The sequence below is a fragment of the Aeribacillus sp. FSL M8-0254 genome (genome assembly GCF_038008845.1).
In the GTDB taxonomy this organism is placed as follows: domain Bacteria; phylum Bacillota; class Bacilli; order Bacillales; family Aeribacillaceae; genus Aeribacillus; species Aeribacillus composti.
Genome location: NZ_JBBOZY010000001.1, coordinates 738,785 through 762,746, shown reverse-complemented (window position 1 = coordinate 762,746; position 23,962 = coordinate 738,785). Strand labels below are relative to the sequence as shown.

General features: G+C 44.8%; 33 protein-coding genes. 2 read left to right on the top strand and 31 right to left on the bottom strand.

What is annotated here, in order from left to right:
- Positions 1–54 precede the first annotated feature (54 nt).
- Positions 55–432 (top strand): hypothetical protein, encoded by a 378-nt coding sequence (locus NSQ44_RS03710; protein WP_340855028.1) that lies wholly within the window; start codon positions 55–57, stop codon positions 430–432.
- Here the strand turns inward: NSQ44_RS03710 and NSQ44_RS03705 are convergent.
- The 21 genes from NSQ44_RS03705 to NSQ44_RS03605 form a co-directional block, all read right to left on the bottom strand.
- Positions 407–970 (bottom strand): AAA family ATPase, encoded by a 564-nt coding sequence (locus NSQ44_RS03705; RefSeq protein WP_340855026.1) that lies wholly within the window; start codon positions 968–970, stop codon positions 407–409. The genes NSQ44_RS03710 and NSQ44_RS03705 overlap by 26 nt on opposite strands.
- Entirely contained in the window at positions 963–1,691 is a 729-nt protein-coding gene (locus NSQ44_RS03700; protein WP_340855022.1) for a hypothetical protein, read from the bottom strand. Before NSQ44_RS03700 ends, NSQ44_RS03705 begins: the two co-directional genes overlap by 8 nt.
- A gap of 13 nt (positions 1,692–1,704) precedes the next feature.
- Positions 1,705–2,514, bottom strand: coding sequence for an FAD-dependent thymidylate synthase (gene thyX / locus NSQ44_RS03695; protein WP_340855021.1), 810 nt, complete (start codon positions 2,512–2,514; stop codon positions 1,705–1,707).
- Complete coding sequence (locus tag NSQ44_RS03690) at positions 2,515–2,640, bottom strand: hypothetical protein (protein ID WP_340855019.1); 126 nt, start codon at positions 2,638–2,640, stop codon at positions 2,515–2,517. It abuts the gene before it with no gap.
- A gap of 17 nt (positions 2,641–2,657) precedes the next feature.
- On the bottom strand, positions 2,658–3,245 hold the full coding sequence (locus NSQ44_RS03685; RefSeq protein WP_340855016.1) for a dUTP diphosphatase: 588 nt from the start codon (positions 3,243–3,245) through the stop codon (positions 2,658–2,660).
- Between the two features lie 24 nt (positions 3,246–3,269).
- Entirely contained in the window at positions 3,270–3,986 is a 717-nt protein-coding gene (locus NSQ44_RS03680) for a PhoH family protein (RefSeq protein ID WP_340855014.1), read from the bottom strand.
- Positions 3,987–4,157, bottom strand: coding sequence for a hypothetical protein (locus NSQ44_RS03675; protein WP_340855010.1), 171 nt, complete (start codon positions 4,155–4,157; stop codon positions 3,987–3,989).
- A gap of 21 nt (positions 4,158–4,178) precedes the next feature.
- Positions 4,179–5,222, bottom strand: coding sequence for a ribonucleotide-diphosphate reductase subunit beta (locus NSQ44_RS03670; RefSeq protein WP_340855008.1), 1,044 nt, complete (start codon positions 5,220–5,222; stop codon positions 4,179–4,181).
- A gap of 14 nt (positions 5,223–5,236) precedes the next feature.
- Positions 5,237–7,534: a ribonucleoside-diphosphate reductase subunit alpha gene (locus NSQ44_RS03665; protein ID WP_340855005.1), complete on the bottom strand. Its 2,298-nt coding sequence runs from the start codon at positions 7,532–7,534 to the stop codon at positions 5,237–5,239.
- Between the two features lie 17 nt (positions 7,535–7,551).
- Positions 7,552–7,716 carry a hypothetical protein gene (locus NSQ44_RS03660; protein ID WP_340855002.1) on the bottom strand — a complete coding sequence of 55 codons (165 nt, stop codon included), beginning with the start codon at positions 7,714–7,716 and terminating at the stop codon, positions 7,552–7,554.
- Positions 7,710–7,895, bottom strand: coding sequence for a hypothetical protein (locus NSQ44_RS03655; RefSeq protein ID WP_340854999.1), 186 nt, complete (start codon positions 7,893–7,895; stop codon positions 7,710–7,712). Before NSQ44_RS03655 ends, NSQ44_RS03660 begins: the two co-directional genes overlap by 7 nt.
- A gap of 13 nt (positions 7,896–7,908) precedes the next feature.
- Positions 7,909–8,166, bottom strand: a complete 258-nt coding sequence (locus NSQ44_RS03650) for a hypothetical protein (protein WP_340854995.1) — start codon at positions 8,164–8,166, stop codon at positions 7,909–7,911.
- Positions 8,163–8,462 (bottom strand): hypothetical protein, encoded by a 300-nt coding sequence (locus tag NSQ44_RS03645; protein ID WP_340854993.1) that lies wholly within the window; start codon positions 8,460–8,462, stop codon positions 8,163–8,165. The genes NSQ44_RS03650 and NSQ44_RS03645 overlap by 4 nt, the downstream gene beginning before the upstream one ends.
- Positions 8,463–8,473: 11 nt before the next feature.
- Positions 8,474–8,965: a crossover junction endodeoxyribonuclease RuvC gene (locus tag NSQ44_RS03640; protein WP_340854990.1), complete on the bottom strand. Its 492-nt coding sequence runs from the start codon at positions 8,963–8,965 to the stop codon at positions 8,474–8,476.
- A gap of 151 nt (positions 8,966–9,116) precedes the next feature.
- On the bottom strand, positions 9,117–10,172 hold the full coding sequence (locus NSQ44_RS03635) for a hypothetical protein (protein ID WP_340854989.1): 1,056 nt from the start codon (positions 10,170–10,172) through the stop codon (positions 9,117–9,119).
- A gap of 237 nt (positions 10,173–10,409) precedes the next feature.
- Entirely contained in the window at positions 10,410–10,790 is a 381-nt protein-coding gene (locus NSQ44_RS03630) for a hypothetical protein (RefSeq protein WP_340854987.1), read from the bottom strand.
- Positions 10,790–13,012 (bottom strand): DNA polymerase, encoded by a 2,223-nt coding sequence (locus tag NSQ44_RS03625; protein ID WP_340854984.1) that lies wholly within the window; start codon positions 13,010–13,012, stop codon positions 10,790–10,792. The genes NSQ44_RS03630 and NSQ44_RS03625 overlap by 1 nt, the downstream gene beginning before the upstream one ends.
- A 150-nt stretch (positions 13,013–13,162) precedes the next feature.
- Positions 13,163–14,158 carry a hypothetical protein gene (locus tag NSQ44_RS03620; RefSeq protein ID WP_340854981.1) on the bottom strand — a complete coding sequence of 332 codons (996 nt, stop codon included), beginning with the start codon at positions 14,156–14,158 and terminating at the stop codon, positions 13,163–13,165.
- Between the two features lie 35 nt (positions 14,159–14,193).
- A complete protein-coding gene (locus NSQ44_RS03615; RefSeq protein WP_340854979.1) occupies positions 14,194–14,616 on the bottom strand; it encodes a hypothetical protein in 423 nt (140 codons plus the stop codon).
- 14 nt (positions 14,617–14,630) lie between these two features.
- A complete protein-coding gene (locus tag NSQ44_RS03610) occupies positions 14,631–15,332 on the bottom strand; it encodes a hypothetical protein (RefSeq protein ID WP_340854976.1) in 702 nt (233 codons plus the stop codon).
- 918 nt (positions 15,333–16,250) lie between these two features.
- Entirely contained in the window at positions 16,251–16,853 is a 603-nt protein-coding gene (locus NSQ44_RS03605) for a hypothetical protein (RefSeq protein WP_340854973.1), read from the bottom strand.
- Between the two features lie 160 nt (positions 16,854–17,013).
- On the opposite strand from NSQ44_RS03605, the gene NSQ44_RS18955 reads away from it, so the two are divergent.
- Positions 17,014–17,214: a helix-turn-helix domain-containing protein gene (locus NSQ44_RS18955; RefSeq protein WP_445659489.1), complete on the top strand. Its 201-nt coding sequence runs from the start codon at positions 17,014–17,016 to the stop codon at positions 17,212–17,214.
- On the opposite strand, the gene NSQ44_RS03600 is transcribed toward NSQ44_RS18955, so the two are convergent.
- From NSQ44_RS03600 to NSQ44_RS03555, 10 genes are all read right to left on the bottom strand, one after another.
- Positions 17,140–18,132, bottom strand: a complete 993-nt coding sequence (locus NSQ44_RS03600) for a toprim domain-containing protein (protein WP_340854971.1) — start codon at positions 18,130–18,132, stop codon at positions 17,140–17,142. The genes NSQ44_RS18955 and NSQ44_RS03600 overlap by 75 nt on opposite strands.
- A 17-nt stretch (positions 18,133–18,149) precedes the next feature.
- Complete coding sequence (locus tag NSQ44_RS03595; protein ID WP_340854968.1) at positions 18,150–19,493, bottom strand: DnaB-like helicase C-terminal domain-containing protein; 1,344 nt, start codon at positions 19,491–19,493, stop codon at positions 18,150–18,152.
- A complete protein-coding gene (locus NSQ44_RS03590) occupies positions 19,490–19,723 on the bottom strand; it encodes a hypothetical protein (protein ID WP_340854965.1) in 234 nt (77 codons plus the stop codon). The genes NSQ44_RS03595 and NSQ44_RS03590 overlap by 4 nt, the downstream gene beginning before the upstream one ends.
- A 1-nt stretch (position 19,724) precedes the next feature.
- The gene (locus NSQ44_RS03585; RefSeq protein ID WP_340854962.1) at positions 19,725–20,363 is read right to left on the bottom strand and encodes a DNA replication protein; all 639 of its coding nucleotides are present in this window, start codon (positions 20,361–20,363) and stop codon (positions 19,725–19,727) included.
- A gap of 141 nt (positions 20,364–20,504) precedes the next feature.
- Positions 20,505–20,681, bottom strand: coding sequence for a hypothetical protein (locus tag NSQ44_RS03580; protein WP_340854959.1), 177 nt, complete (start codon positions 20,679–20,681; stop codon positions 20,505–20,507).
- Entirely contained in the window at positions 20,678–21,628 is a 951-nt protein-coding gene (locus NSQ44_RS03575; protein WP_340854956.1) for a hypothetical protein, read from the bottom strand. The genes NSQ44_RS03580 and NSQ44_RS03575 overlap by 4 nt, the downstream gene beginning before the upstream one ends.
- Positions 21,628–22,032, bottom strand: coding sequence for a hypothetical protein (locus NSQ44_RS03570; RefSeq protein WP_340854954.1), 405 nt, complete (start codon positions 22,030–22,032; stop codon positions 21,628–21,630). The genes NSQ44_RS03575 and NSQ44_RS03570 overlap by 1 nt, the downstream gene beginning before the upstream one ends.
- Positions 22,029–22,370 carry a hypothetical protein gene (locus NSQ44_RS03565; RefSeq protein ID WP_340854952.1) on the bottom strand — a complete coding sequence of 114 codons (342 nt, stop codon included), beginning with the start codon at positions 22,368–22,370 and terminating at the stop codon, positions 22,029–22,031. Before NSQ44_RS03565 ends, NSQ44_RS03570 begins: the two co-directional genes overlap by 4 nt.
- 371 nt (positions 22,371–22,741) lie before the next feature.
- Positions 22,742–23,179 (bottom strand): hypothetical protein, encoded by a 438-nt coding sequence (locus tag NSQ44_RS03560; RefSeq protein ID WP_340854949.1) that lies wholly within the window; start codon positions 23,177–23,179, stop codon positions 22,742–22,744.
- A 154-nt stretch (positions 23,180–23,333) separates the two neighbouring features.
- Positions 23,334–23,936 carry a hypothetical protein gene (locus NSQ44_RS03555; RefSeq protein WP_340854945.1) on the bottom strand — a complete coding sequence of 201 codons (603 nt, stop codon included), beginning with the start codon at positions 23,934–23,936 and terminating at the stop codon, positions 23,334–23,336.
- Positions 23,937–23,962 lie beyond the last annotated feature (26 nt).

The following is a 23,962-nucleotide window of genomic DNA, read 5'->3' as shown; positions in this document are numbered from 1 at the left end:
TCGTTTAAAAATCGATTATACTTATCGTAAAATATCAGAAAATGAGGTGTACGTTTGAAAAAGGAATACAGCGATATGCTCGCCGGTTTCGAGTTCGTGCCTGCCGACGGCGCACCGTTTATTACGCTCGACAATCAGCGTCGCTTTTACATAAATAGAACCGCGCGGAAACTATTGGACGTCAAACCTTACGACCGCCTTGCCGTTGCTTTTCGTGCGGACAACAAAGCGCTTGCCATCGTCAAGCCCGGCGTAATTGACGACATACACGCTGATTTAGCGCAGTACGTCATTGACAAACGATATTACATGTCGGCAAAGCGATTCGTCAAACAACATCCGTTTCCGATCGAAGAAGCACCGTACAAATTCGCGTATGATCGCGGTTCAAGCGACGGGAAGGTGTTTATTTTTCGGTTAGCTGGCGAATAACCACGTCAATCTTCGCACACAATTCGTCAACCGTTCCGTCATTCACTACTTCGTAATCAACCTCGAAAGTATCAACGAGCAATTCCGTTTCGTGCGCCAAGTCCGCTTCGGTAAAGTCATCGCCGACTTTCCGCGCACGTTCCAACCGCAATTCATCTGGCGCAGTAATACGCACAAATACGAAACCTTCTCGTTTCAGCCGGTCATATTCGTTTTGTTGTCGCACGTCCTCGATCAAAACTCGCGATCGACCGTTGCATTGATTTTGCGCCAAATACTCATCAACTTTTCGCATGGTTGCGTCAATCCACATGTTTTCGTCAATCATTGTCCGCGCCCATTGACCGAACGACTGGTAATAGGCGCGTGGCTTCGGTTGTCGCGGTATTTGCGGAAAAGCACGGTGAAACGCATTCTTGAGCGCGTCGCCAAAGGCAAACGGTTGAAAGTCGTGCATAAGCGACAAGTAACCGGCAACTAACGACTTGCCTGAACGAAGTTTGCCACAAATGGCGAGTTTGATTGGCGATTTATTCATCGCCCTTCACCGCCTTTACTAGCGCTACTAACGGCTGCGTGCGTTCGTCTAACGTGACAATATCGTCGATAATCATTTCGATGTTTTCCTCAACCGTTCCTAAATCGACGTTAATGTTTTGAATATCGACTTCAATCCCGTCAATTTTGCGTGCATATTCGCCGAGTTTCCGTTCCAACTCCGCCACTCGTCGCGCTAAATTGGCGAGTAGGTCGAGGACGGATTCGGACGCTTCGGTTTCGTCGTCGCTTTCTTCGGCTGGCTCAACGGGTTCAAGAACGAGGTATTGAAAATGATAAATAGCGCCTTTTTCACCTAAATCATGCGGACTTATCATTCCACCGAAACTGCTGCCGTCTGTTTCGATGATTTCAACTATTTCGCCGACATTTCTATAGACTAACGTATCGTTTGCTACAACAACGATAACCTTTTCACCGACTTTCGCCTTGCGGTCGACTAGGCGGTAACGCTGGCCGTCGATGTGTACGATACTAGTCGGCTCTAGTGTTCGGTAGTATCCGTCATATACATATACCCACCCGTCAATATAAACGCCATCTTCCGATCCTTTTGTAACCTTGTGGATTTCATTGGTATTAATCGTGAAAATATACTCGCCCACTTCCGCCTTCCGATCAACCTCGACATACTCACGCAACACACCGCCTAAGTTTTCGTCGGGTAAGATATGGACGTTAGTCCAGTGAATTCTGCTCATTCCGATTCCTCCTTTAAGTTTGCTCGAAAAACACGTCCGTCCACGGCTCAACTTCAACGACTGCTTTCCGTAATTCTTCAGCTAATTCCGCAATCTCCGCTTGAGCTCCGCGTCCTTTACGTCGCTTACCGTAGAAATCGAGCAAAGCGCGTAAGTTTGCGGTCATTACGATGTTCGTTGCGGCAGCGTTCGGTAACACCATACGGGCGTCTTCGGCTGCGACGCCTGCTTCACGGAGTAAGTCGTACATTTCTTGCGCTAATTCCATAGCTTCCGCGAAAATTTCATCGGCGCTTATAGGTACGCCCGCCGTACCTATTGCGGTCTTATCTTCGGTAATTGACTTTGGCACAACGTAATCAAATCCGCCCGTCTTGTCGTCAGAGCCAAAGCGAATATAACGTTGTGACTGTACGCTAAATGAAAAGCCGATACGGTGACGTGTTAGTTGCGCTAATAAAGCGCGAGAAACGCCTTCGATCGCGAATGTGAACGACAAATGCTCAAGCGTTGACAAATGTTTGCTGCGTACAATTTGACGGAACAGACGGTCAGCTTCCGTTCCTGCTTCGCCGTCCGTCGCTTTGCTGCCGAAATATTTCTCGCCTTCTTTTGCAACGATTTCTGACGGTTTATTGGCGCTGTAGCACGTTCGAATTGATGTGAGTGAAACCGCTTGGCCGTCGGTAACGCTCATGTCGTTTAATTCGTTATTTTCGTAACCGTCAGGGAACGTATGCTCTCCATAATCGAATTGTTTTCGAAATTCTTCGCTCAATCGCGTGTGCGCTAATAACTTAACATTCATTTTTGTTTCCGCCATTTATTCCGTCTCCTCCAATTCGTAAACACGATAGTCAACGCCGCATTTCGGACAATCAGGTAAAAATCCGTTGTCCTTTAAGTTAGCGTAAAATTCTATTTCGCAGTTTGTACATTCGAATTTCATTCCGCTTTTCACTCTCCTTACATATCGATTTCTTCGTGCCGGTTTTCCGGCGTGATTTTCGACAGCAATTCGTCAAGCTGAAACTTAACGCCCGAACTACCGAACCCACCTTCGCCGCGCTCACTGTCGCTCAATTCGTCAACCTCGACAAAATGCGCTTGCTCGACCGGTTTAATGACCGCTTGCGCGATGCGATCACCTTTGCGGATGATGTACGTTCCAACCTTTGCTGACAATTGCTTCATGTTTTCGTCATAAATTCCGGTAATACCGCCGTCAATAGTTTCGAAATGATAAGATTGTACGTCAATTTTTGGCGCAATATTATCGACAATCACACCGATCTCGCCCCTAAATCCGCTGTCGACCGTACCAAGCACAACGCGTAATTTCGTTTTCAAGCTAATTCCGCTTCGTGGTCGCACTTGGAGTTCGTAGCCCGACGGCAATTCAAACGCCAAACCCGTACGGACTAACTTCGTTTCGCCCGGTTCTATAATCGTGTCTTCAATCGCGACAAGGTCAAAGCCGGCATCGCCTTCGTGTGCGTATTTCGGTATGACTGCGTCAGGGTGTAGGCGTTTGATTTTAACGTTCACTTTCATTCGCTCTCAACCTCCGTAATAGGCTTAAATATTCCCCTTCGCTTCCAACTCCGCAAATTCCTGCGCCATCTCGTGATTTCGCAAAATATCCTCAACGATTTCCACAACAGGATGGCGCTGAACTTCCGTTAAGTTAATATGATCGAAATATTCGTAAGCTTCTCGCTCATATAAACCGGCAAGCAACCGGTAAAGCCCGTTCGTTTTCGTGTTCCGTAGTTTCGTGTTGTCAATTTGTGCAAAGTTCCCGATGAATACGAATTTCGAACCAATCGTCGGTCTTGTTGCGATCGCTGCGATTGTGTGAACGTCGAGGTTCTGCGCTTCATCTATCATAAGAAATGCGTGATTGATTGATCGTCCACGAATCGTTTGAATCGAATCGAAAAATATCTTGCGTTTGTCGTCGTCGCCTTCCGCAAAGTATTTCTTTAATTCGCTAGGTTTGGCTGTCATCACTTCGAGATTATCCATAAACGGTGCGACGAACGGATAAGTCTTTTCGTTAAGATCGCCCGGCAGTGCGCCAACGTCCATACCAACTTGCGTTTGAAGTCGTGTATAAATCAATTTGCGGTAATGTCGCGTTTCAATCGTGTGTTCCAGCCCAACTGCTTGCGCGATTAAGGATTTACCGGTGCCTGCCGGTCCAGTTAGAAACGTAAAAGGCTTGTCGCTAATCAACGCATGCATGGCTCGTTTTTGTGCGTTATTTTTCGCCGATATTCCGAAAAACGCCAATCAGTTTTCCTCCCTCACGTTTCCTTTTTCGTCAAAGTAAAACCCGTTGCGCTCGGCAATATGTTCAACCTCCGAATAGTCTGGCTCGCGACTGTCGGCAATAATCGCCAGCAGTCGCTTGAAGTCGCGTTTAATGCGTGAGTTGCGAATTTTAATCGGTTTATCGTTCATTGGCGTTCCTCCTTTAGTCGTTTATAATTCGTCAAATCCGTTGTCTTGCACGTTCACTTTCGTATATTGACGGCTTTTTTGCTCGAAAAAGTCCGTTTTTCCTAAATCGACTTCCTGATACGCTTTAATCCATTTCATCGGATTTTTGCGCGGTGTGTCCGGGAACGCTTCGTAACCATACCCGAGTTGGTTGCAGCGAACATTTGCGTAAAACTTAATGTATTGTTCTAAATCGCGCATACTAATTCCGTCAATTCGATCGCCAATGACCGTTTTGCCCCACTCGATTTCCAGTTCAGCCGCTTTACGGAATGTTTCGATTGCAAACTGTTTCAATTCGTCGGTATCATATTCCGGGTTTTCAACGAGAACTTGACGGAAAATTTTCGCAAACAGATCGACATGAATTTGTTCGTCACGATTGATGTAATTTATCATCGTACTTGTCGCGACCATTTTTTGATTCCGTGCCAAATTGTAGAAGAACGCGAAACCGGAGTAGAAGAATAGACCTTCGAGTATTACGTCAAACACGATCGATTTCAACAAATTCTCCACAGTCGGATTTTCGGCAAAATCGATGTACCCACCGACAACAAAATCGTTTCGTTTTCGCAATGTCGGTTCTGTTCGCCAATATTCAAACACTTCGTCCTGAACGTTTTTCGGCACAACCGACGACAAAACGTAGCTGTACGAATGATTATGGATGACTTCCTGCTGCGCTAATATAATCATTAATGCGTTAATAGATGAATCGGTTAAATAGTCGGCAACTTTGCCGGCATAATCGGTTTGAACACTATCCAATAACGCTAACAGTCCGATAATTTTCAAGTAAGCGTCTTGCTCGTGCTCAGTTAGTTTCGGAAATTGTTTGACGTCAGGCGTCATATCAATTTCAAATGGCGTCCAAAAATTCGCAAGCATCCGTTTGTATTTTGGGAACGCCCACGGATGGGCAATGTCGTCCCAATTCAAAACGTTGGAACATCGCCCATTCACGATGGCGGTAGATTTATTTGGCGCTGTCGTGTCCATTAATTTTCGTTTTTCTACTCGCATGTTATCGTCCTCCCTTAGCTTGCACACCATTCACATTCTTCGATTTCATCAGATGTTGACCGTACGTAATAGGTTGTTTTCAGTCCTTGTCGCCACGCCATCAAGTGTAAATCGAGCAAGTCTTTCGCTTTAACGTTGTTAGGTACATAAAAGTTAAACGAAATAGACTGGTCAATATGGCGTTGACGAACCGCATTTTGCCGGATACTCCATTTTTGATCGATTAAGTACGCTGTTTTTCGGTAAATGTTAAACGTTTTATGGTCGATGTCTGGCGCAGTGACCGGAATCTTGTAATCTTTCTTTTCCTCGCTGTATTCGATGTTAAAAATCGGGTCTATCGACGCTGTACTTCCGGCGATAATGGACGTGGAAGCGTTTGGCGCTACCGCCATTAAGTAGCCGTTACGGATTCCTGTCCGCATAATTTCCGACTTAAGTTCGCCCCATTTTAAATCAGCGTAGTAATAGAATCCGCCACAATCCACTTCTTCTGCGTAACGTTTATCGAAATACTCGCCGGTTGACCAATCCGAACCTTCAAACGCTGGGTAAGCACCTTTCTCTTTCGCTAAGTCAGCGCTCGCCTTAATCGTTAGATACGCAATCTTTTCGTAAAGTTCATCTGCATATCTTACGGCTTCTTCCGATTCCCATTCAATATTCTTCAACGCAAGTAAATGATGCCATCCGAACGTACCTAATCCAATGCCACGATATTTTTGATTAGTTAATTGCGCTTGCAAGACTGGAATATTATTCAAATCAATTACGTTATCGAGCATGCGTACTTGAATCGGTATAAGACGTTCTAAAACACCGTCCGTAACCGCTCTTGCTAGGTTGATAGACGATAGATTACAAACGACAAACTCGCCCGGATTTTTAACGATAATGATTTTACCGTCCTCGACGTACTGTTCTTCAACCGTTGTGACGCTTTGATTTTGTGCAATTTCCGTACATAAATTCGAGCAATAAATCATTCCTTCGTGCTTATTCGGATTCATCCGATTCACTTCGTCGCGATAGAACATAAACGGCGAACCTGTTTCAAGTTGGCTAATCATAATCCGTTTCATAACTTCGATAGCCGGCACACGCTCTTTCGTCAGTTCGTTGCATTGAACACATTCTTCGTATTTTTCACGAAATGAGCCGCTGCCTTTTTCTTCATCGTAAAAATCTTCCAGCGAGTAGCCCATTACGCGACGGACTTCGTGCGGGTCAAATAAGTACCAGTCGCCCCGTTTTTCGACTTGCTCCATGAAAATGTCGGGTATGCACACACCGGTATACAAGTCGTGTGTCCGCAAACGTTCGTCACCGTTATTCAATTTCGCGTCAAGAAAAGCGAAAATGTCTTTGTGCCACACGTCGAGGTACACGGCAATTGCGCCTTTTCGTGTGCCAAGCTGATCGACACTTACCGCCGTATTGTTCAGCTGCTTCATCCACGGAATAACGCCAGATGACACACCTTTGAAGCCTCGAATATCACTACCACGACTTCGTATTTTTCCTAAGTAGACACCTATTCCGCCGCCATTTTTCGATAGATTCGCAATGTCTGTGTTTGAATCGAAAATGCCTTGCAAACTGTCGTCAACGGTATCGATAAAACAACTCGACAACTGGCCGTAAGACTTTCCGGCATTGGCAAGTGTTGGCGTAGCAACCGTCATATATAGATTGGATAGCGCCCAATACGCTTCTTTTACGAGTTCTATTCGCTTATTTTCCGGTTCTAACGACATGAGATACATTGCGATGATTAAGAATCTTTCCTGCGGTAACTCAAACACTCTGCCGTCGTGATCTTTCGCTAAATAGCGATCAGCAAGCGTTCGTAGTCCAATGTAAGTAAATAAATTGTCGCGTTCCGGCTCGATGATTTGCGATAGTTCAACGATTTCTTCTTTTGAGTAGCGTTCTAATATTTTCGGGGAATATACGCCAAGCGTTGTTAGCGTGGTTAATAACGAGTAAAAGTCGTCATATTTCTTTGCCGCGTCATAAACACGACTGCGTGACGCTTCTTTATATAGTTTTCGCATATAGATTCGTGCCGCAACGAAAGTCCAATCGGGATTAGCCATGTCGATGTTTTCCAACGCCGTGAGAATAAGTAAATTCGTAATTTGATCGGCACTGTATTCGTCGCGCACGGTAATAGCATTTACGATTTTTTCTTTGTACTCGCCTGTTTCTATTCGATCAAAGCCGCTTGAAACTTCGTCAATAAATCTAATTAAACGAATTTCATCGAATGGCAGTCGTCTTTTTCCGTCATTTTTCGTTATGATCGTCATTAAGTCTTAAAACCTCCTTACTGAATCGTAAACAACCGAATTAGCGTATCGATAAACGGAATAATAACCAACAATATTAAAACGATTTTACCTGCGATTAACTGTTCATTTCCTTTTGTATCCATATAGATGTATATAAACAAAAGCAACGTTAAACAAACGATAGAAAAAATCGTCAACAACCGTTGTTCACCTCCACGTTCAACAAATCGCGTAAGTCGCGCAAATGCTTTTCATGTTCGTCACGTTCTCGTTTAAGTTCCGTTAATTTTCGTTCTACTCGCCTAATTTCGTATTCGATGTCGACAAGCGTTTGTTCTTCGTCAGCCACTAATCGGCGCAATAAGGCGTAGTCAATCATCGCCGTCTCCCCACTACTCACTCCAACAGATCAACTGTGGCCCTGTATACGTAAAATTTCCAAGAAACTCAGCAAAAGTCATTTCTTTATAACCCGTCTCAGTCTCAAACATTCCGACGGTGTTAAACGGAATTTCTTCAACGTCTGGTCCTTCTTCGCCGTAATAATCGTCATCAATTCGCGTAAAATGATCTGCGATCGCTTCTTCCGCTGTCATTGCCGCGATGTACTCCGGTCGATCGTCGCCTACTGCGAAAATTTTAAAGTTCATTTCGATTCCTCCTTCGTTTTTAAAAGAGCTAAACTTTCGATTGAATATCTCGTAAAATCATCGACGGCACTTTCGATGGTAATGCGTTGTGCTTCCGGTTTGTTTTCACCGTGTATAAATAATTGATCGAACGTTCCACGCCCATCATACGAAACGAACAACAACGCTGGCAGCTTCTTGAAAGTCAACGAATATGTTCCGTCTTCATTTTTAACAAAGTTTAATTTCTCGTGATAATTCACTACGGCCTCAACGGTTTTAAATAATGGACCGCGTTTTTGTTTTTCGTTTTCCATCGTTATTCCTCCTATCGTTTTATTAATCCGTTATCAATCGCCCAAGCCAACGCTACCGCCACCGCGTCACTCTCGTCATCTGTCGCAAACTCACCAATGTAGCCAGTCAGCCGTCGAACCGCCGCTTCCACTTCGTCTTTTTCCGCCTTACCCTTGCCGACAACTAAACGTTTAACTTTCGATTGGCTAATCGTGGGGTGCGTAAAATTCAAACCGAATTTATTCAGCGCTTGATCTATTGCGCCCCATGCCGAGAATACCGGATGGTTTTGGCGTGACGACCGCCCTTGGAAATCTTCGCGAATGATTACGTCATAGTCCGTGCCGTGTCGAGCGATGAACACTGTCGCCCATGCTTCAACGATTTCAGCACGTAAGCCGTGTGGTTGCCTGGCGTCGGTTTTGACGTGCGACACCGCAAGGATAGTCGGTTTGTTGCGCTTGACTTCTAGGATTACCACGCCTGGCGACGACATTGACGTGTCGAAGGCGAGGATTTTCATTCGCCGACCTCCTTCGCGATAAGCGCCGCAACGAATCCGAGTAGTGCCGGCCCTAACACTTCGTCGTAAGACGCATTAAAAACGTATGCTATGCCGTATATAACCAAATTCAAGATTAGCGTCGTTATTATCGAGATAATTAAACGTTTTATCATTCGCTCACCCCTTCGAGATAATTTAATAAGTTGCGGTGCGCCGACTTCCCCTCTTGTCGCGACTTGGCATAACGTTGTTCACGCACCTCACGAATAAACTCAAATGCGTCATAATACGCCTGCTTGCGCCATTCCGGCAATCTCGATCTTAACGCTCGCTTAACATACGCCTTGATTTCGTCAAACTCTTCGTCAGTCAGCGACAATGCACACGCAGTCTTGTAATTGTTGAATGTCCATTTGTCGAGGTCTAGTTTTGGCGGCTTACGTTCGCGAACGGCACGGTTAATGCCCGCCAGTCTATCGAACAATTCCGTTCGATCATCGTCAGTAATGCGTAAGCAAAATGCTCGCATGTCCGGTGTTTTTTCGTATTGTTCATCGGTTACTTCCCACGCCTGCTTTGCGGCATTAACGTAGAGTATGACGTAATAATCACAATCAAACATGGAGCTGTAAGCAACGACTTGTTTAGCGTGTTTATAGTCAGGCGCAATCATCGAGTGTAAACTCGTTTTAGCTGGCGTTGTTTGCTTCGACTTGATTTCAAGTCCGACACGTATAACCTCACCATCGTCCGTTGTATAGCGCATAATTCCGTCCGGCGCGCCGTAAAGGTAAAACCGTTCGTCGCCCCACTCGACAAGATGATTCTTTTTCGCAAAGTCCTCGAACATCGGCCGTCCGTCAGGCGTGCGCTCGAACACGAAAGGCGGTTTATTTCCGGTTATCCGCTCGAAATGTTTTTCGATAAACAAAATGTCGCGCTGAATGACGCCGCCGATTGCTGTTCCTATTCGTTGCCAACGTCCTTGATGCGGTTGCTGTTTCGTCTTGTCGCGTTCAGCCCCGATCGCTTTCATATAAAGTTCGCGTTGGCAAGCGTCGGCAGCTGATGGACTGAAATACGGCCGCTTCGGATATACCGGTTCGACTTTCGCGTACCATTCGTGAATTTGCGAATCTAATTCGTTGTCCCAAACCTCTGGCAACGAGTGCCATTCGTCTAACATTGCGATTAAGTCGCCTTCAATTTGCGCTTGTAAGTTCATTATTTCACCTCATTTTTCGGCGTTTAGTAAGTTCTTATTCTCATCGTCAAGCGAAATTATCTCTAACGATGTAATTTCGGAACATCTAATCGCTAGGTCATCGCTATATAAAAACAGGTCTGTTTTGACCCTAGCTAAATAACACTCGATCGGCTCCGTGGCAAAAAATTTAAAAACTCTTCCGTCTCTTAATGTAGCAACTAACACTCTCATTCTTCGTCCTCCCTTTCAAACTAGTCAATTGTCATCACCCGGTTTCGTAGTTTTATAGACTGTTGTTTCGATTTTATGCGGATATACTTGCTCGATTTCAGGCTCCATGAAGTCGCCACCTTCTTGTATTTCCGTAGCTGGTACTTCTTCCGTTACTCTAACGTAGATAAAATCTCCCTGATGGTAAAAGCGAAATACTCTAATGCGATAATTTGACCATCTGCCGCCTTCTTCGAATGATTCATCGACCAATTTTCCGTGTGAACTAATTAACTCCGCTTTTGCGTAATCCGATAAACCGTCAACTTCACGTTTAAAATCTTCCTTCGTCTTTCCGAAAACATCGTCTAATGAATACTCCGCTAGTTCCATCACGTAAAGTTTCAGTAAAAGATCATCCAACATCACGCAATCAATCCTTTCTCTTTTCTCGCAAACCATTCGTCAACCGTCATGCCTTCGCCCCAACGCTTCATAATTTCAATGTCAGTACCGTTCGGAACTTCGCCAAATCGATAAGATTCTGTCATAACACGCTCAATGTCGTAAATGTCCTCGCGAGTGAAGTCCTCCGGTGCTTCAAACAAAAGTTCGTCATGAACCGTTCCCCAAAGACGCCAACCGTTCCCTTTCTGTTCACACATTTTCGCAGCTTCAATCATCGTCACCTTCGTTTGAATTGACGATGACCCTTGTACGCGAGCATTAGGCCCTTGTCGCTTTGCACGGCTTATCTTTTTCCACGTTTCTTTATCTCCCCAACGTGCTTTTAACTTAGCGTCAGGCAAACGTCGTTTACGCTGCTTACCGTCCATCCACACAAAACCATGTTTAGCCGCAAATTCTTGCGTTTCTTTTACCCATTCGGATAATCGCGGAAGTTCTGCCGATAAATCTTTCATCAGTTTTTCCGCTTCGTCTGGCGTTGTACCTAGTTGGTCAGCCAAGCCCCATTTTGATGTTCCGTAAATATACGCAAGCACAACCGTTTTAAATAACTTACGTTCAGGCGTGTCTGACCCGTCAGGGTTTTTATAAACCTCATGGTATGGACGCTTGTAATACATCGACGCAACCCAAGCGTACGGGTCTTTACCTTTATTAAATGCGTCAATCAGGACTTGCTCACCTGATAGGTACGCAACACATCGTATTTCTTGCGCCTTAAAGTCAGCGCCAATAATTACTTTTCCTGGTGGCGCAACGAACATTCTTCGTGCCTCTTTCGGTTGGTTCTGAACGTTAAATTGATTGTCATTACCTACTTCCTCGTCTTTACCGGAACTAAAACGTCCTGTTACGGTTCCCATTGGATTGAACCGCGAGTGCCAACGTTTAGTTGTCGGATTTTGTTTCTGTGGCAAACTATCGATATAGGTGCTGGAAAGTTTTATGATACGTTTATATTCGAGTAACTTTTCGATGATCGGAAATTCTTTCCGCAAAGGCTTTAACGTTTTCTTTGCGTCAAGATTCGGTAATTCACGCCCAATCGCTTTTGATAACGTCGGTCGTAACTGTTGCGGTGAATTAATATTCAATTCACCGTCACCATCGTAATAAGGAGAAAGTTCAGCGATCAATTCTTTGTGTAATTGTTCAGCTTCTTTTCGCAGCTTTTCCCCATACTCTTTCGCGAAATCCAAGTCGAGTATATATCCGTTTGCTTCCAATTCAACTATGACTGGTAACAACGGTACCTCAACCGTCTCATAATATCGCATCATTTCCGGCATCTTTGACATATGATAACGTTGAAATTTATATAAGCGATATGTTAAGTGAGTGTCTTTTGCTGCGTAAACAAGCGCAATATCCAGTGGAATTTCAGAGAATTTTGCATCATCTCCGAACAGTTCGTCAAATGTGTCAGATTCAACTTTCAAGTACTTCGGAGCAAGTTTTTTGAGTTTATAACCTCCTTTCGGCTCGTTCTCATTCAACAAATGCATCGCAGTCATCGTGTCCCACGCAAGGCCGTTTAACTTGATACCATGGCGCTTAAACATCGCAATGTCAAATATAGCGTTGTGAAAAATCTTTTTAACCTCGTCAGATTCGATCAACGGCCGTAATATTTCCAAAGATTCGCTGGGCAACGCCCTTTCATCAATTGTCGGTTTAAACGGAATATAATAATGACGATCTTGCTCCGGCAAAGTCAAAGATACGCCTACAATCACGTCGGTGTATACATCAATGCCAGTTGTTTCCGTATCCACTGCGATAATAGGCTCTGTTAAGGCGGCTTTTACCACCTCTAGTAACCGTTCGCTGCTAGTAACTAGTTCATAGTTACTCGGCGTTTCTTCGACCATGCGCCGTAACGTTTCTTCACGCTTTCGTTCCTGCAAATCTTGCCATAAGCGAAGTGCCTCCGCTTTGCTAAACGCTTTAGGACGACCGGACTTCGTTACGCAATCTTGCGGGTTACGACCGATCAAACCGGCATCCATCGCTTCTTTAACTTCCGTTAGCTTCTGTCGATCTGATTCAGTCAATTTCATTGCGAAAATCCGCCGCCAAGCGTCGGCGAGCGATTCGCTCGCCATTTTTCGTCGCTCATTCGCTTGACGTGCTCGTTCAGTTGCGTTAGAATCAGTAGTAAGCGAAAGTTTCAAATTCAACGCAACCAACTCCTTTTGTATTCGTCAACAAACGTTTCGTGAAACCATTCTTCGAAGCATGATTCATCGCAAAAACACTGCTCGGAGAATCGGTCGTAAATGGCGAGTGTGTCGTCTAGTATTGCGCCGCACACGACACACTCCACGCCGTCAGTCAAGGTCAACACGGCTTTCGACTGGCGCGACTAGTTCGAATTTTGCAAACCAATCCATATCGTCCAATGTAACATATTCTATACTTCCGTCATGACCGCTTATTTCGTATAGACCGCCTTCCTTCAAAGGACTACCGCAACTATCGATTACACGAACAATGTCGCCTTTTTTAAATTCGCCCGGCTTGCGTCCTAGTTCAGCAAATTTTAATTCTTCGAAGTCCACTTTATCTAATTGGTCCGGTCTAGCATAACCGGAGTCTCCATTTTTGTCGACTATTCTTATTAATTTACCGAAAGGCCCATTTCTGTGTTCGCAGTTATTATCACCTACTTCGTAAACTTCTCCGTCATAAAAACCGTACAACGGATATTTGTCGCCACCACTAACTAAACGTACCTTATCGCCCTTCTTGAATTTTGACCGTTCAACCTCGTCAATATGCTCCGTATATTTTTCTAACGATGAAGGTCGTGCGTAATCATAATCAGAACCGTCAAGTAACTCGATTTTATAAATCCCGTCTTCGTCTAAATAACTTGCGATCTCAACAATTTGGTTTTCCGTAATACCGCCATAAATCGTATCTCCGACAACTCGCGCGTAATCTCTGACTTTTAAACGCTCTGACTGGCGTTCGATCGCATATAATCGACGTTCCAACTCGGCAACTCGTTTTTCAATGTCTTTATCAGCCGTTTCTATAGCGCGGAAAAGTACGAGTTCGTCGGACCAACTGCTGTAAAAACGCACATCATCGTCGTCATCGGCGAAAACCAAGTCGCCATACTCATCTTCTTCGTATAATTCGTAAAAAGCGCCCGCTTCAACGCCCTCAATAGCCTCGGCAACTCCTTCGTTCGTAACTAGAACCAAATCGCCAGTATTCGCTTTCGCGCTAACTCTATCATAAACCTTACCGTTATATTGAATGCGAGCGACTTTACCGTCAATCATATCTATAACTTTCACGTTTTCTAATTTCGCCATATTATCGGCCACCTTCCGTTTTATTTTCGATCAAGCTAAACCACCTTGCTGTCGCTTTCGTAAATACCTCGATTCAACCATAACGGCAACTCAATCCAACGCTTACTTGCGCCTGCCTCACTCGCCCAATACTCGCCGCAACCAACGTTTTCAAAATACCATACGCGAGGGATTTCGCCCTCTTCGCCCAACACGCCAATAATGTAATCAGCGTCGGGCTTGGCGTATGGTATGCCGCGCCCGTTCTTAGCGTACACAACCAATTCATTATTGCGATCAGATCGCTTCCGAATCGTTTTGCATTGAAACGTGTACCACTCACGATTAATCGGGTCGCGAGCAACGAAGTCGTAAGTTTCGTCTGTTTCCGTTTCTGCGACTTCCCAGCCGTTTGCCATGAGCGCGGCTTTGGCGATCACTTGCGAGTATTTACCAACTACTTCGGTAATATGCGCCAATTAGTCCGCCTCCTTTAAAACGGTAAATTATCGTCGCTTTCGCTTTCCACGCCGTCAACACCTAATAGGCTAACGTCAAACCCGAACGTTTTCAGGTCTTCGATTTGCTCTGCTTCGGTCTTCATATACAATACTTTTTCGAATAATTCCGCCGGAAACTCTTTACCGTCTGCTTTCGCGAAGTTTTCACGCTCCGTATCTGTCAGATCTTCGTCCATATCGAGAATTGGCGATAAACTAACAACTGTAGAAGTACCAGTTCCGCTTTTCGATAATTCAAAAGCGACTTTTCCGATTTTCTTTTCGTACTTGTCGAGCGCCTGGTAGACAACCTGTGCCTGCGCCTTCGATAAATCAACAACGATTGGCTCGCCATTTTCAAGATTGATAAACCCGAACAGATAGCGTGGTTTCGGTTTTAGCTGGCGCGCTTGCGTTTTTAGTTCTTCGGCTTCGGCATCCGATTTAGTCTTTTTCGCCTGCTCAAATAAGATGTTCGCCGCTTTTTGATAAAGATTGTCAGGCGCGACTGGCGTTGTGTTGAATACTTTAAACACGCTAGCTGCGAAATACTCTGCGCTATCGTCTTTCGATAATACGCGTACTTTCAGTGTCGTACCGCTTTTTAACGTTACCAACGCTTTGCTAGCGTCTTGTTGTTGCTCGGCTGTTGCCGACTTGGCAGCGTCAACGCCACGTTTAGAGATGTAACTCATTCGACCAACCTCCGTTAATTTATTTGAAATGTTCTACGCGGGCGACAACAGTACTTTCCGCTCGACCGCCTTGCCTGCTTACGCTTCGAGAACGGAACATTTTACGAACGGCGCCCAGGCTAACTCCCCGAGCCTTCCTGTCATCATTCCCGCGCCTGATACACCGCCCAACCCTGCGCAGTAACCTCATATCAAACACTCGCTAATCGGTGCGTGTGCAAGATATTCGGTGATTGGACGATGTAGCCGACGCAGGTTGCCACACGCGACACCGCTAGCAGTTCGCCGTGGACTTACTCCCTGCGCTAGATCGAAAGTCAGGTTCTCCAAACCCTTCGCTTGAACCGACTGGGTGCGGTACGTTGTGGCGTACCGACAGCGTTTTTAGTATCCCGAGCTCAACCACAACTCGCGCGGGCGGGTTTTTGGGGCGCAGCGTCCCACGCCCGTCGCAAAGCGCGAACTAGCAGCCGAAACCCGATCGGTGACTATGACGCAACCGAGCGACAAATTTACTTAACGACTGCCTTCGCGCCCTCCGGCGGGCTGGCGACTATTTCGCCGCCTCAACTCCAAATCTTTTCGCCCACGTTGTGCCATAAAACGCTATATATTGCGCAATGATTTTCTTGCGCCGAATTTCGCGAAAATCGATAACCTTCGCCATTTTAACGCCCCTCCCTCGTCTGTTTGTCGTCATTTCCAAAAACATAGCCTATGAAAAACGATATGAAACACGCGACTAGCGATAATAATATTTCCGTCATACAAACTTCACCGCCTTAAAGTGTTGACAAGCCATACTAAAATATGTTAAATTTATAACCGTGTTAAGTTTAATTTTAGTAAATTATGCGCTATAATATAGATGAGGGCATACTACGCCAATTTTATTAACGCCCTCTGTTTTGAGAGAGGTCAGATAACGTTCGCCAAACGTTTCTGACATTCGATTCGAAAGCGTTGGATGAATTTGCGATGTCCATTTTCTGACGTTTCTGGGAAAGAACACGCCAATTCTTTCGCCAGTTGAAGATCGTTTGTCTCGCCTTCACTCCACGCTTTCAGAATCGCCAAACGCCGTGGGTCGCCTTTCGCCAAAAGGGCGACCTTTTCCATTAAACCTTGGTTACTTAGAGTAATCGTTTCGACGTCCGCCAAAACGTCGACAACTTCTAAGTATGCCTGATTTCCTTCGTGGTCAGTTAAATGTTCGTCAAGCGAAACAACACCTGATAATTTCCGCTTTCTTCTCGCGAGGAAATCGTATTTTTCTCGCATGATTATGTTCGTTACTAAACTTCTGAAACTTCCTTTACGTCGATCAAAGTTCGCCAAAGCTTTTTTTATCTTAAGAAGGCATCTGCACTCAAATTCCGTTTGATTTTCTATTTTGTGCCAAATTTGTTCCGAGTGCCATTGTATTACTGGAAGAAACATTTTGCATAAAGTATTTAAGGCTTCTTCACTTCCATTGCGAAACTCTTCGACCAAAATATTTAGTTTTTCTTCATTTACCAATATCATCACTCCTTTTTAACCCTTACACTTTATTAACCAAAAAATTTTTGGTTTTTGCGACATGTTTTTGAAACTTTTTTGTAAAATAAATCGTATATGCATATAATACAATAAAACTTTACTTTTGTAAATGTAAAAAAGTAAATTTAGGAGGTTTTTTATGATTTCTTATGAACCGTTCTTTAAAACGCTTGAGGAAAAGGGTTTAAAATTAATAGACGTTGAGCGTGGCTGTAAATTTAGTAGTCGTACAATTAATAATATTTCTAACGGCAAGTACGTAAACTTACGAACCATTGATCGTATTTGCGAATTTCTTGACGTGACAATCGAAAAGGTTGTCGAATACAGGCGTGAATAATTCTGCCTTATCACGCAGTACATCAACGCCACACTCATTCGCGTCTTTTTTATCGCCATAATCCGCCTTCATTAGCTGGACATGACCACGCATTTTCCGCTTCACTGCTTCATTCAGTTTCGCGCCTGCTTTGTCGTTATCCGCGCCAAGCACCAACGTTTCAATTGGCGACATTTTGATGATGTCCGCTTGTTTGTCCGAAAAATTAACGCCACCAACCGCAATCGCCGGCACACCAGCACTCCACCACGTCAATGCATCGATCGGCGCCTCGCACAATACCGCTAATTTCGCCCGCTCTCGATAAATCAAATCGATTCCCCACACTAATTCGCGAATTGGCCAACCGCCTTTTTCGTAGAAAAATAGTTTGCCACGTACTGCACGATACATAACGTTTGCCAGTTCGCCACGAGCCGTCCGCCACGGTATCGCTACAAATCCTTTGTGTCGACTGCGACCAACGCCTGCCAACAGCTGTGCCTGTTCACTAATGCCACGACTAGTCAAATACGGACTAATCGCCGGTTCAATCAACGATTCAGGCAACGGTTCAAAACGACGTGGCAACCGCAAATTCAGATTTAATTTTAAATCGTCGCCGCTTGATCGGCCGTACGTCATAAGCAAATACTCTTCGGTTTCTTCGTACGTTTTCGACCGCAGGAACGACAGCAACTTAACGAAATTGCCGCTCCGCCACTCTTCGTCATACGCACCACTATCGGACCAAACGCCGGCAGGATATTGACCGTATGGTTGCAAGCGAACGAAAAATGACGGTTTGCGATCATACCGAAAAGGACTTGCAGCGATCAACTTTTCTTCCGTCCACGTCGCACGTTCCCACTCAAACTGCTCTAATTCAGAACGAACGTCAATATCGATCGGTTGGCCACGTACTTCAATCGTTGGCATATGCTCGCCCTCCCCGCCTAAAATTCGAATTGACCGACAACTGCGTCGCCTGTTTCCGGTTCTCTCACGATACCATATTGCGGAATATACAAAATTTCCTGCGTTTCGCCTTCACCGCCATCACGTCCCTTGTTTAAACCGATCAGTCCGCGCCCTTGCTTGTAATCGGTATCGACGCCGATTAACAAGTACGCATCCTCAAGTAACTGCTTCGTTTTCTTCACGTCCTCACGATCGGGTAGTTTCAACTCGCGATTTCCGTCGTCATCCTTACTTTCTTTCGTCTCTTCCGCTTGGGTTATCGCGAAAATAACAGAATGAGTTCGACCTGCTAATCGGCGCAATTTCTTCGATGTCTCCGCTGCGTCGCCACCTGCCGTTTTCGACGTATTCTTTTCGTAATCCAAGTAATAAAAGGGGTCTAGCACGACAACATCGGCATTTGTTGCGATAATGTCCGCTTCAAGTGACCGCAAATTTCTAAATTGGAAATCTTCGTCATCTACCGCACGAACAATTATGTTGCCGGAAATTTGTTCGTTCACACCGTCAAGAAAAAATTTAAACGCAGTTTCAAATTCATAAGGAAGTTTGCCGTTTCGCAATGCGCTAGAATCAAAGCCTGCGTTCATGTCCACGCCGTCAATATTGGCGGTTGTAATGCCTTGCCGACCGCTCAAACTGACGAATATACGAACCCAAACTTCAAACCAACCCATTTCCATCGCCCAAATCAACACATTCGCGCCTTGCAATGCCGCTTCAATCGCTTCTTCAAGCGCAATGACTGACTTGCCGCGGCCTGATTTGCCATAGATCGTATAAACGTTTGACGATACATAGCCGCCAACCGCCCGATTAATAAAGTCGAATTTCGACTTCCAAACACGGAATGATTCGCCTGATTTCCGACGCTCGTATTCCGCAAGAAACTGACTTTTGACGTTGTTCAAGTCCGTTCCGAACGATTTACGAACATCTGTTCTTATTTTAATCAATTCGACATTTTTCTGCAAGTCCTCTAGTAAAATTTTCCCGCGTTCGCCTGAATTAAATTTTTCGGCAAATTTCGACAAAAAGCGATCGAGCGCAACTTTTGCCGCCAAGTCTTTTACTTCTCGTACTAAGTATTCATAGCTATCTTCTATACCCGGCATAGGAACGAAATCTTCGCATTCTTCTGCGACTACTTCATGTGAAGGTGCGCGGCCGCCATTTTGTTCCGCGTAATTGACGATAAAACGATAAATTTCCCGTTCGCCTTCCGTTGCGAAGTCATCTTCGGTGATGTTGTAGCGTTTAAGGACAGCAACGTTGTTATCGTCAATTATTTTCGAAAAAAGCATGTGTGAGTAACTCAATCGGTATCAACCTCCTCCGCCTCCGCTAATTTCCGTAACTTCTCTTTTACACGGCCGACCCTTTCCGCATATTCATCGTCACCAAACGTTTCATAAAGCCGCGTGTAATCGTTCATTTCGTCTAGCAATCTATTGATTTCCTCGTTCCGTTCCCGCCTTTTCCGCGCTCGTTCGATTTCCGGTCGCGGTTTCGGTTTGTCATCGGAATGTTCCCAAAAAAGGTAATACACGCTACCCCCTCCGTTTCCCCCTTTTACTTTCGCCTGTAAACTCTACAACAGCGCACATATCACGCATACGATCGTAAAGCCTTTCGTCAAATATTCGCGCCATATCCTCGATCGGAAAGTTTGACGTATAAACCGTCGGCAGTCCGTTTGTAACACGGTAATTAATAATAGCGTGTAAATCGCCGCGAAAGCCTTCCGTTGCTTGCCTAACGCCAATATCGTCTAGCACGGCAAATGGTGCTTGCTTCGCTGCTTGCAATTGACGATAATATTCACGGCTTGCACGCTCGGCAATGTCTTCCGGCACATGTGATCGGTTAAACTCGTTGTATAACGTTTGCCATTCGTTCACGTCAAGTAAATAAGCCGGTCGTTGCAACACTTGTCTATTTCGTTTCAAACTGCCGAGATAATGTGCGACAAGCCAATCGTTCAGTAAAGCCGCAGCCGTCGTTGTTTTACCGGTTCCGGGCGACTTCGACCACATATAGACCGACTTGATTCGATCACCAATTTCGTCAAACTGTCGATCAAATGTCGCTGCGTATTTGTCGAGTATTTCGTAAATTTTCGGCTGGCTTGCGCGTACTGGCGAGTTTGTGAGCGTAACTAGTCTGTAGTCGCTCGGCACGCCTGTCAAGCCAGCACGACCGCCACGTCCGTCCATGCCGTGCAAAGCGATAAAGTGCGGGCATTGGTTGTTGCATTGCGCGGTGCCGGCAAGTTTGCAACGACTGGCGAGCAGGCAATGGCTTGCGTGTTTGTTTTCACTCAAATACGATCACTCCTTATGTGTAATTTCAAATTCGACTTCGCAGTCTCCTGCACCAAAGCACGTTATATGCCCGTGAAAGTCGCCCGTATACACTTCAAGAATCTCGTCGCCGCATATCGGACAAAAAGACCATGCGTTGACGGAATCGGCTTCAAATACGTAGTAGTACTTTCGATTACTCATTCCGCCACCTCTTCGCGACTATCGTCAATGATCGCACCTATTTGACCCGGCTCAATCCAATCATCTTCATCTTCCGCATAGCGATAAGCGCCTATCTCTTTGTCAAAATCTATTAGCGTAAATGTTTTTGATTCAATATAAAAACCGTCAAATTGACAACCTCTAACAACATCCCCGACCCGTACTTCCGTCGGCTGCGGCGCGTTCAAATATTCGTCCGGCACTTCGATATTTAATGCTCGGCGCAACGCGATAGCTTTGCCGATATGAACGTTGAAGCAGTCGTTAGGGTGACAATTGGCGATGCCGCGAGCAAGAACTTTTCCTGATTGATAGCCGCGAAGTAAAGCAACTACCGTTCGTTTTTCGCGGTTTACAATAAAGTCTGCAAAACAAGCGTAATTAAACGTTCCTTTGAATGGAACCTTGTATAAACCGTCGTCTTTTAATTCGTCAATATCACGCTTTGCCCGTTCAACAATTTCGTCGCGGCGTTGTTGTTGATATTGCTCACTGCCGCTTCCTTTAATTTTTTCGTCTAAACGCCCTTGTTTGTAACCTTCCCTATAGGCGCGTAAACGTAACGCATGTATCAATCTTTCGATGTTCTTGATTAGATCATCGTATTCTATATCGGGGAAATTTGTTATTTTTAATCCCCGCTCACCGATCAGAAACTTTTCGCCTGTCTTCGCCTTAATGACGTAAATCAACTCTCCAGTATGCTCGTGGTTTCCTTTCGCAAGAACATCGACTATTTCTCCGAACGTTTCGCGTACACGACGGCGTTTCTCTTCTACGGAATCTCCGAAGATAGAATTAACAGCCGCGTCGGGATGGCCTGCCGCAACAGCAAAGTCTTTATAAGTCAAATAAGCCTTATCATCATTAATTACCATCGCTTTAATACCCAATCCTTCTAAATTAACGATTTCAAATTTATTCATTATAACCAATCCTCCAATTCTTCGTAATTAATTTCGTTTGCTTTTCGTCGGCTTTCCGCTGCAACTTCCGCTTGCGCTTGCGGAAAATACCTGTCCATGTACGAATACATAAACATCCACGTTGGGTACGGAAATTGCTCGGGCTTTGTCGTCCGATACTCGCGCCAGCAAATGTCGATGAACCGTTTCAGCACCGCGTTACCATACCGTTCTTGCGCCTGTTTCAACATGCCGCGTTCACGCGCCCATCGTTGCTGCTTCGAACCACTACCGCCGGGCGAATATTCAACGCCGTATCTTTCGAGCGTATTGTCGCCAATATACGCAAGAAACGTATTTGCGTTCCAATCTTCGAGTGACCGTGCTTTCCAGTCGTATTGAGACGGCTTACGTTGTTTAGTCATTCGTTATCGCCTCCGTAAATACCTTCGCATTCTTCACATACTACTAATCCTGAAACTAAACGCCAATCGTCACCTAATTCATCAGAACAAAACGCGCATTCACAACGCGATATAACATCACGTAGCCGTTCAACCTCCGCCACTAATCGCGGAATATCTTCGCGGGCATGTGCCACAAAATATGCGTCTTCTTTTCGTTCAAAAGTCGCCGCAACCACCCACTCATCGCAGTCAATAATATACTCACCGTCCGTAGTAGATGCGACTTGCCACGGACAGGACGTCGCTTTCTCCGCACGTTCTTTGATTTCGTTTAACTCCGCTTGTGTTAACGGCATTATTCGTCCACCTCCGCCACAACTTTTTCGCTCATTTTTCGTGCCCCTTTCGCTTAAAATTAGCGTGTTTTATTTTTCCGAATAGAAAACCATTAGGTACGAAAAAAATCGTCTGTATCGCGCCGATAGACGCCTTAAAACGTGTGTTAATCGTTAATCCCTTCGATCTAAATCGTCGGCGGCGCGCGACAGTTTCACATTTTCCATCTTTGTAATACCACTTATAAATCTTTTATTTATTAATCTTATCTGCGACCATGTAGTTATACATGGGCGCAAAGTATTTATTCTTTTTAAGTAATTCTTTTTAATATATTCTTTTTCATTAACGCTTCTGTAGATAATAAACTACAGAAGTAAAGATTGTATCTTCACGCAAGTAGTTTAATTCCTTTTTCCTTGCCTAGAAGCTTTCCGATATTTTCGTATTTTCGGGCAACTTCGGCCAGCTTCCGGTGTATATCCGCTTCCCTCTCTCGAAACTTTTCGCGCTCTAACGGGTCATGAACGACATATATAATCTTGTCTTTACCGCGACCAATAGGTTTATACTCGATTGAAACTAATTCGGCTGCTTCGAGTATTGCGTCGAGTATCGGTAATGTTGAGTACGATAGTTGGAATTTCTCGGTAACGGATGCTCGACCTTTCCACGCTCGACCTTCATCGTTGTTACGGTAACGCAAAAGGTAGAGGTAATATAACGTCGCTTTGTCGCCGATGTACGGATGGTACAGATCGAATAATTCGTGGTATAGTAGCGAGAATCCTGACCGAGTGTGTCCGGTGCGAATGTATGCGGTATGCAAATTATTATCACCTCCGTATCAGTAGCTTTTATTTTCACGCTTGTAGATTATTAGGCAGTTGAGAGCCGCCTTTCACTTTATTAACCAAAACCGGATGCAAAATTGCGACATTTTTGCGAAAAAAAAATAAAAAGCCCACGCATTTTTGCGTGAGCTACTGTTGAACCGCCGGATGCGACCAATATTCATCAGCAACCTCCGGAATTTTATTAAAGTCAAATTTGTCAAAGTTAATTTTGTCCACTGTTTCACGGTTGAACCCAGCCTTAATTACGATATCCTCCGACTCATTTCCGTAATTATCAACTAGCGAATATGTGACGTTAAATGTGAAAGTTTGAATACTAGAATCGCTTTTAAGGTTTTTAAGTAAGTCGCGAATGTCTACCAAAAACCCCTTGACAGTTGATTCGTTTGTAAGGTTTTCGCTACCTTTAAATCTTACTAATAGGTGACCGTTTTGGTCGTTTTTATTAATTTCTACTATGCGATCTTTCTCGATTACCTTTTTAACAATATCTTCCGGTGTCTTTACTTCTTTATTCTCATCCTTCGGTTTACTTTCGTCTTTCGGTTTCTCTACATTCTTTTTAACTTCAGGTTCCTTCTTTTCCTTAGGTTCGATTTTATTAGCGACAACAACTGTTTCTTTAGATGGCTGCTCTTCCGAGTCATCGGTAAAATAAACAATAATTGACAAAACTACGATAATCGCCCAAAACCACCACCGCTTGAATATCGACTTTTTCTTTTCCATTTTTAACCTCCGTTTCCTCTTTTTCC

Coding starts and splice junctions, on each gene's coding strand:
- NSQ44_RS03705 (WP_340855026.1), bottom strand. CDS start 970: ATGAATAAATCGCCAATCAAACTCGCCATTTGTGGCAAACTTCGTTCA.
- NSQ44_RS03700 (WP_340855022.1), bottom strand. CDS start 1,691: ATGAGCAGAATTCACTGGACTAACGTCCATATCTTACCCGACGAAAAC.
- thyX (WP_340855021.1), bottom strand. CDS start 2,514: ATGGCGGAAACAAAAATGAATGTTAAGTTATTAGCGCACACGCGATTG.
- NSQ44_RS03690 (WP_340855019.1), bottom strand. CDS start 2,640: ATGAAATTCGAATGTACAAACTGCGAAATAGAATTTTACGCTAACTTA.
- NSQ44_RS03685 (WP_340855016.1), bottom strand. CDS start 3,245: ATGAAAGTGAACGTTAAAATCAAACGCCTACACCCTGACGCAGTCATA.
- NSQ44_RS03675 (WP_340855010.1), bottom strand. CDS start 4,157: ATGAACGATAAACCGATTAAAATTCGCAACTCACGCATTAAACGCGAC.
- NSQ44_RS03670 (WP_340855008.1), bottom strand. CDS start 5,222: ATGCGAGTAGAAAAACGAAAATTAATGGACACGACAGCGCCAAATAAA.
- NSQ44_RS03665 (WP_340855005.1), bottom strand. CDS start 7,534: ATGACGATCATAACGAAAAATGACGGAAAAAGACGACTGCCATTCGAT.
- NSQ44_RS03655 (WP_340854999.1), bottom strand. CDS start 7,895: ATGATTGACTACGCCTTATTGCGCCGATTAGTGGCTGACGAAGAACAA.
- NSQ44_RS03650 (WP_340854995.1), bottom strand. CDS start 8,166: ATGAACTTTAAAATTTTCGCAGTAGGCGACGATCGACCGGAGTACATC.
- NSQ44_RS03645 (WP_340854993.1), bottom strand. CDS start 8,462: ATGGAAAACGAAAAACAAAAACGCGGTCCATTATTTAAAACCGTTGAG.
- NSQ44_RS03640 (WP_340854990.1), bottom strand. CDS start 8,965: ATGAAAATCCTCGCCTTCGACACGTCAATGTCGTCGCCAGGCGTGGTA.
- NSQ44_RS03635 (WP_340854989.1), bottom strand. CDS start 10,172: ATGAACTTACAAGCGCAAATTGAAGGCGACTTAATCGCAATGTTAGAC.
- NSQ44_RS03630 (WP_340854987.1), bottom strand. CDS start 10,790: ATGTTGGATGATCTTTTACTGAAACTTTACGTGATGGAACTAGCGGAG.
- NSQ44_RS03620 (WP_340854981.1), bottom strand. CDS start 14,158: ATGGCGAAATTAGAAAACGTGAAAGTTATAGATATGATTGACGGTAAA.
- NSQ44_RS03610 (WP_340854976.1), bottom strand. CDS start 15,332: ATGAGTTACATCTCTAAACGTGGCGTTGACGCTGCCAAGTCGGCAACA.
- NSQ44_RS18955 (WP_445659489.1), top strand. CDS start 17,014: ATGATTTCTTATGAACCGTTCTTTAAAACGCTTGAGGAAAAGGGTTTA.
- NSQ44_RS03600 (WP_340854971.1), bottom strand. CDS start 18,132: ATGCCAACGATTGAAGTACGTGGCCAACCGATCGATATTGACGTTCGT.
- NSQ44_RS03580 (WP_340854959.1), bottom strand. CDS start 20,681: ATGAGTAATCGAAAGTACTACTACGTATTTGAAGCCGATTCCGTCAAC.
- NSQ44_RS03575 (WP_340854956.1), bottom strand. CDS start 21,628: ATGAATAAATTTGAAATCGTTAATTTAGAAGGATTGGGTATTAAAGCG.
- NSQ44_RS03570 (WP_340854954.1), bottom strand. CDS start 22,032: ATGACTAAACAACGTAAGCCGTCTCAATACGACTGGAAAGCACGGTCA.
- NSQ44_RS03565 (WP_340854952.1), bottom strand. CDS start 22,370: ATGCCGTTAACACAAGCGGAGTTAAACGAAATCAAAGAACGTGCGGAG.
- NSQ44_RS03555 (WP_340854945.1), bottom strand. CDS start 23,936: ATGGAAAAGAAAAAGTCGATATTCAAGCGGTGGTGGTTTTGGGCGATT.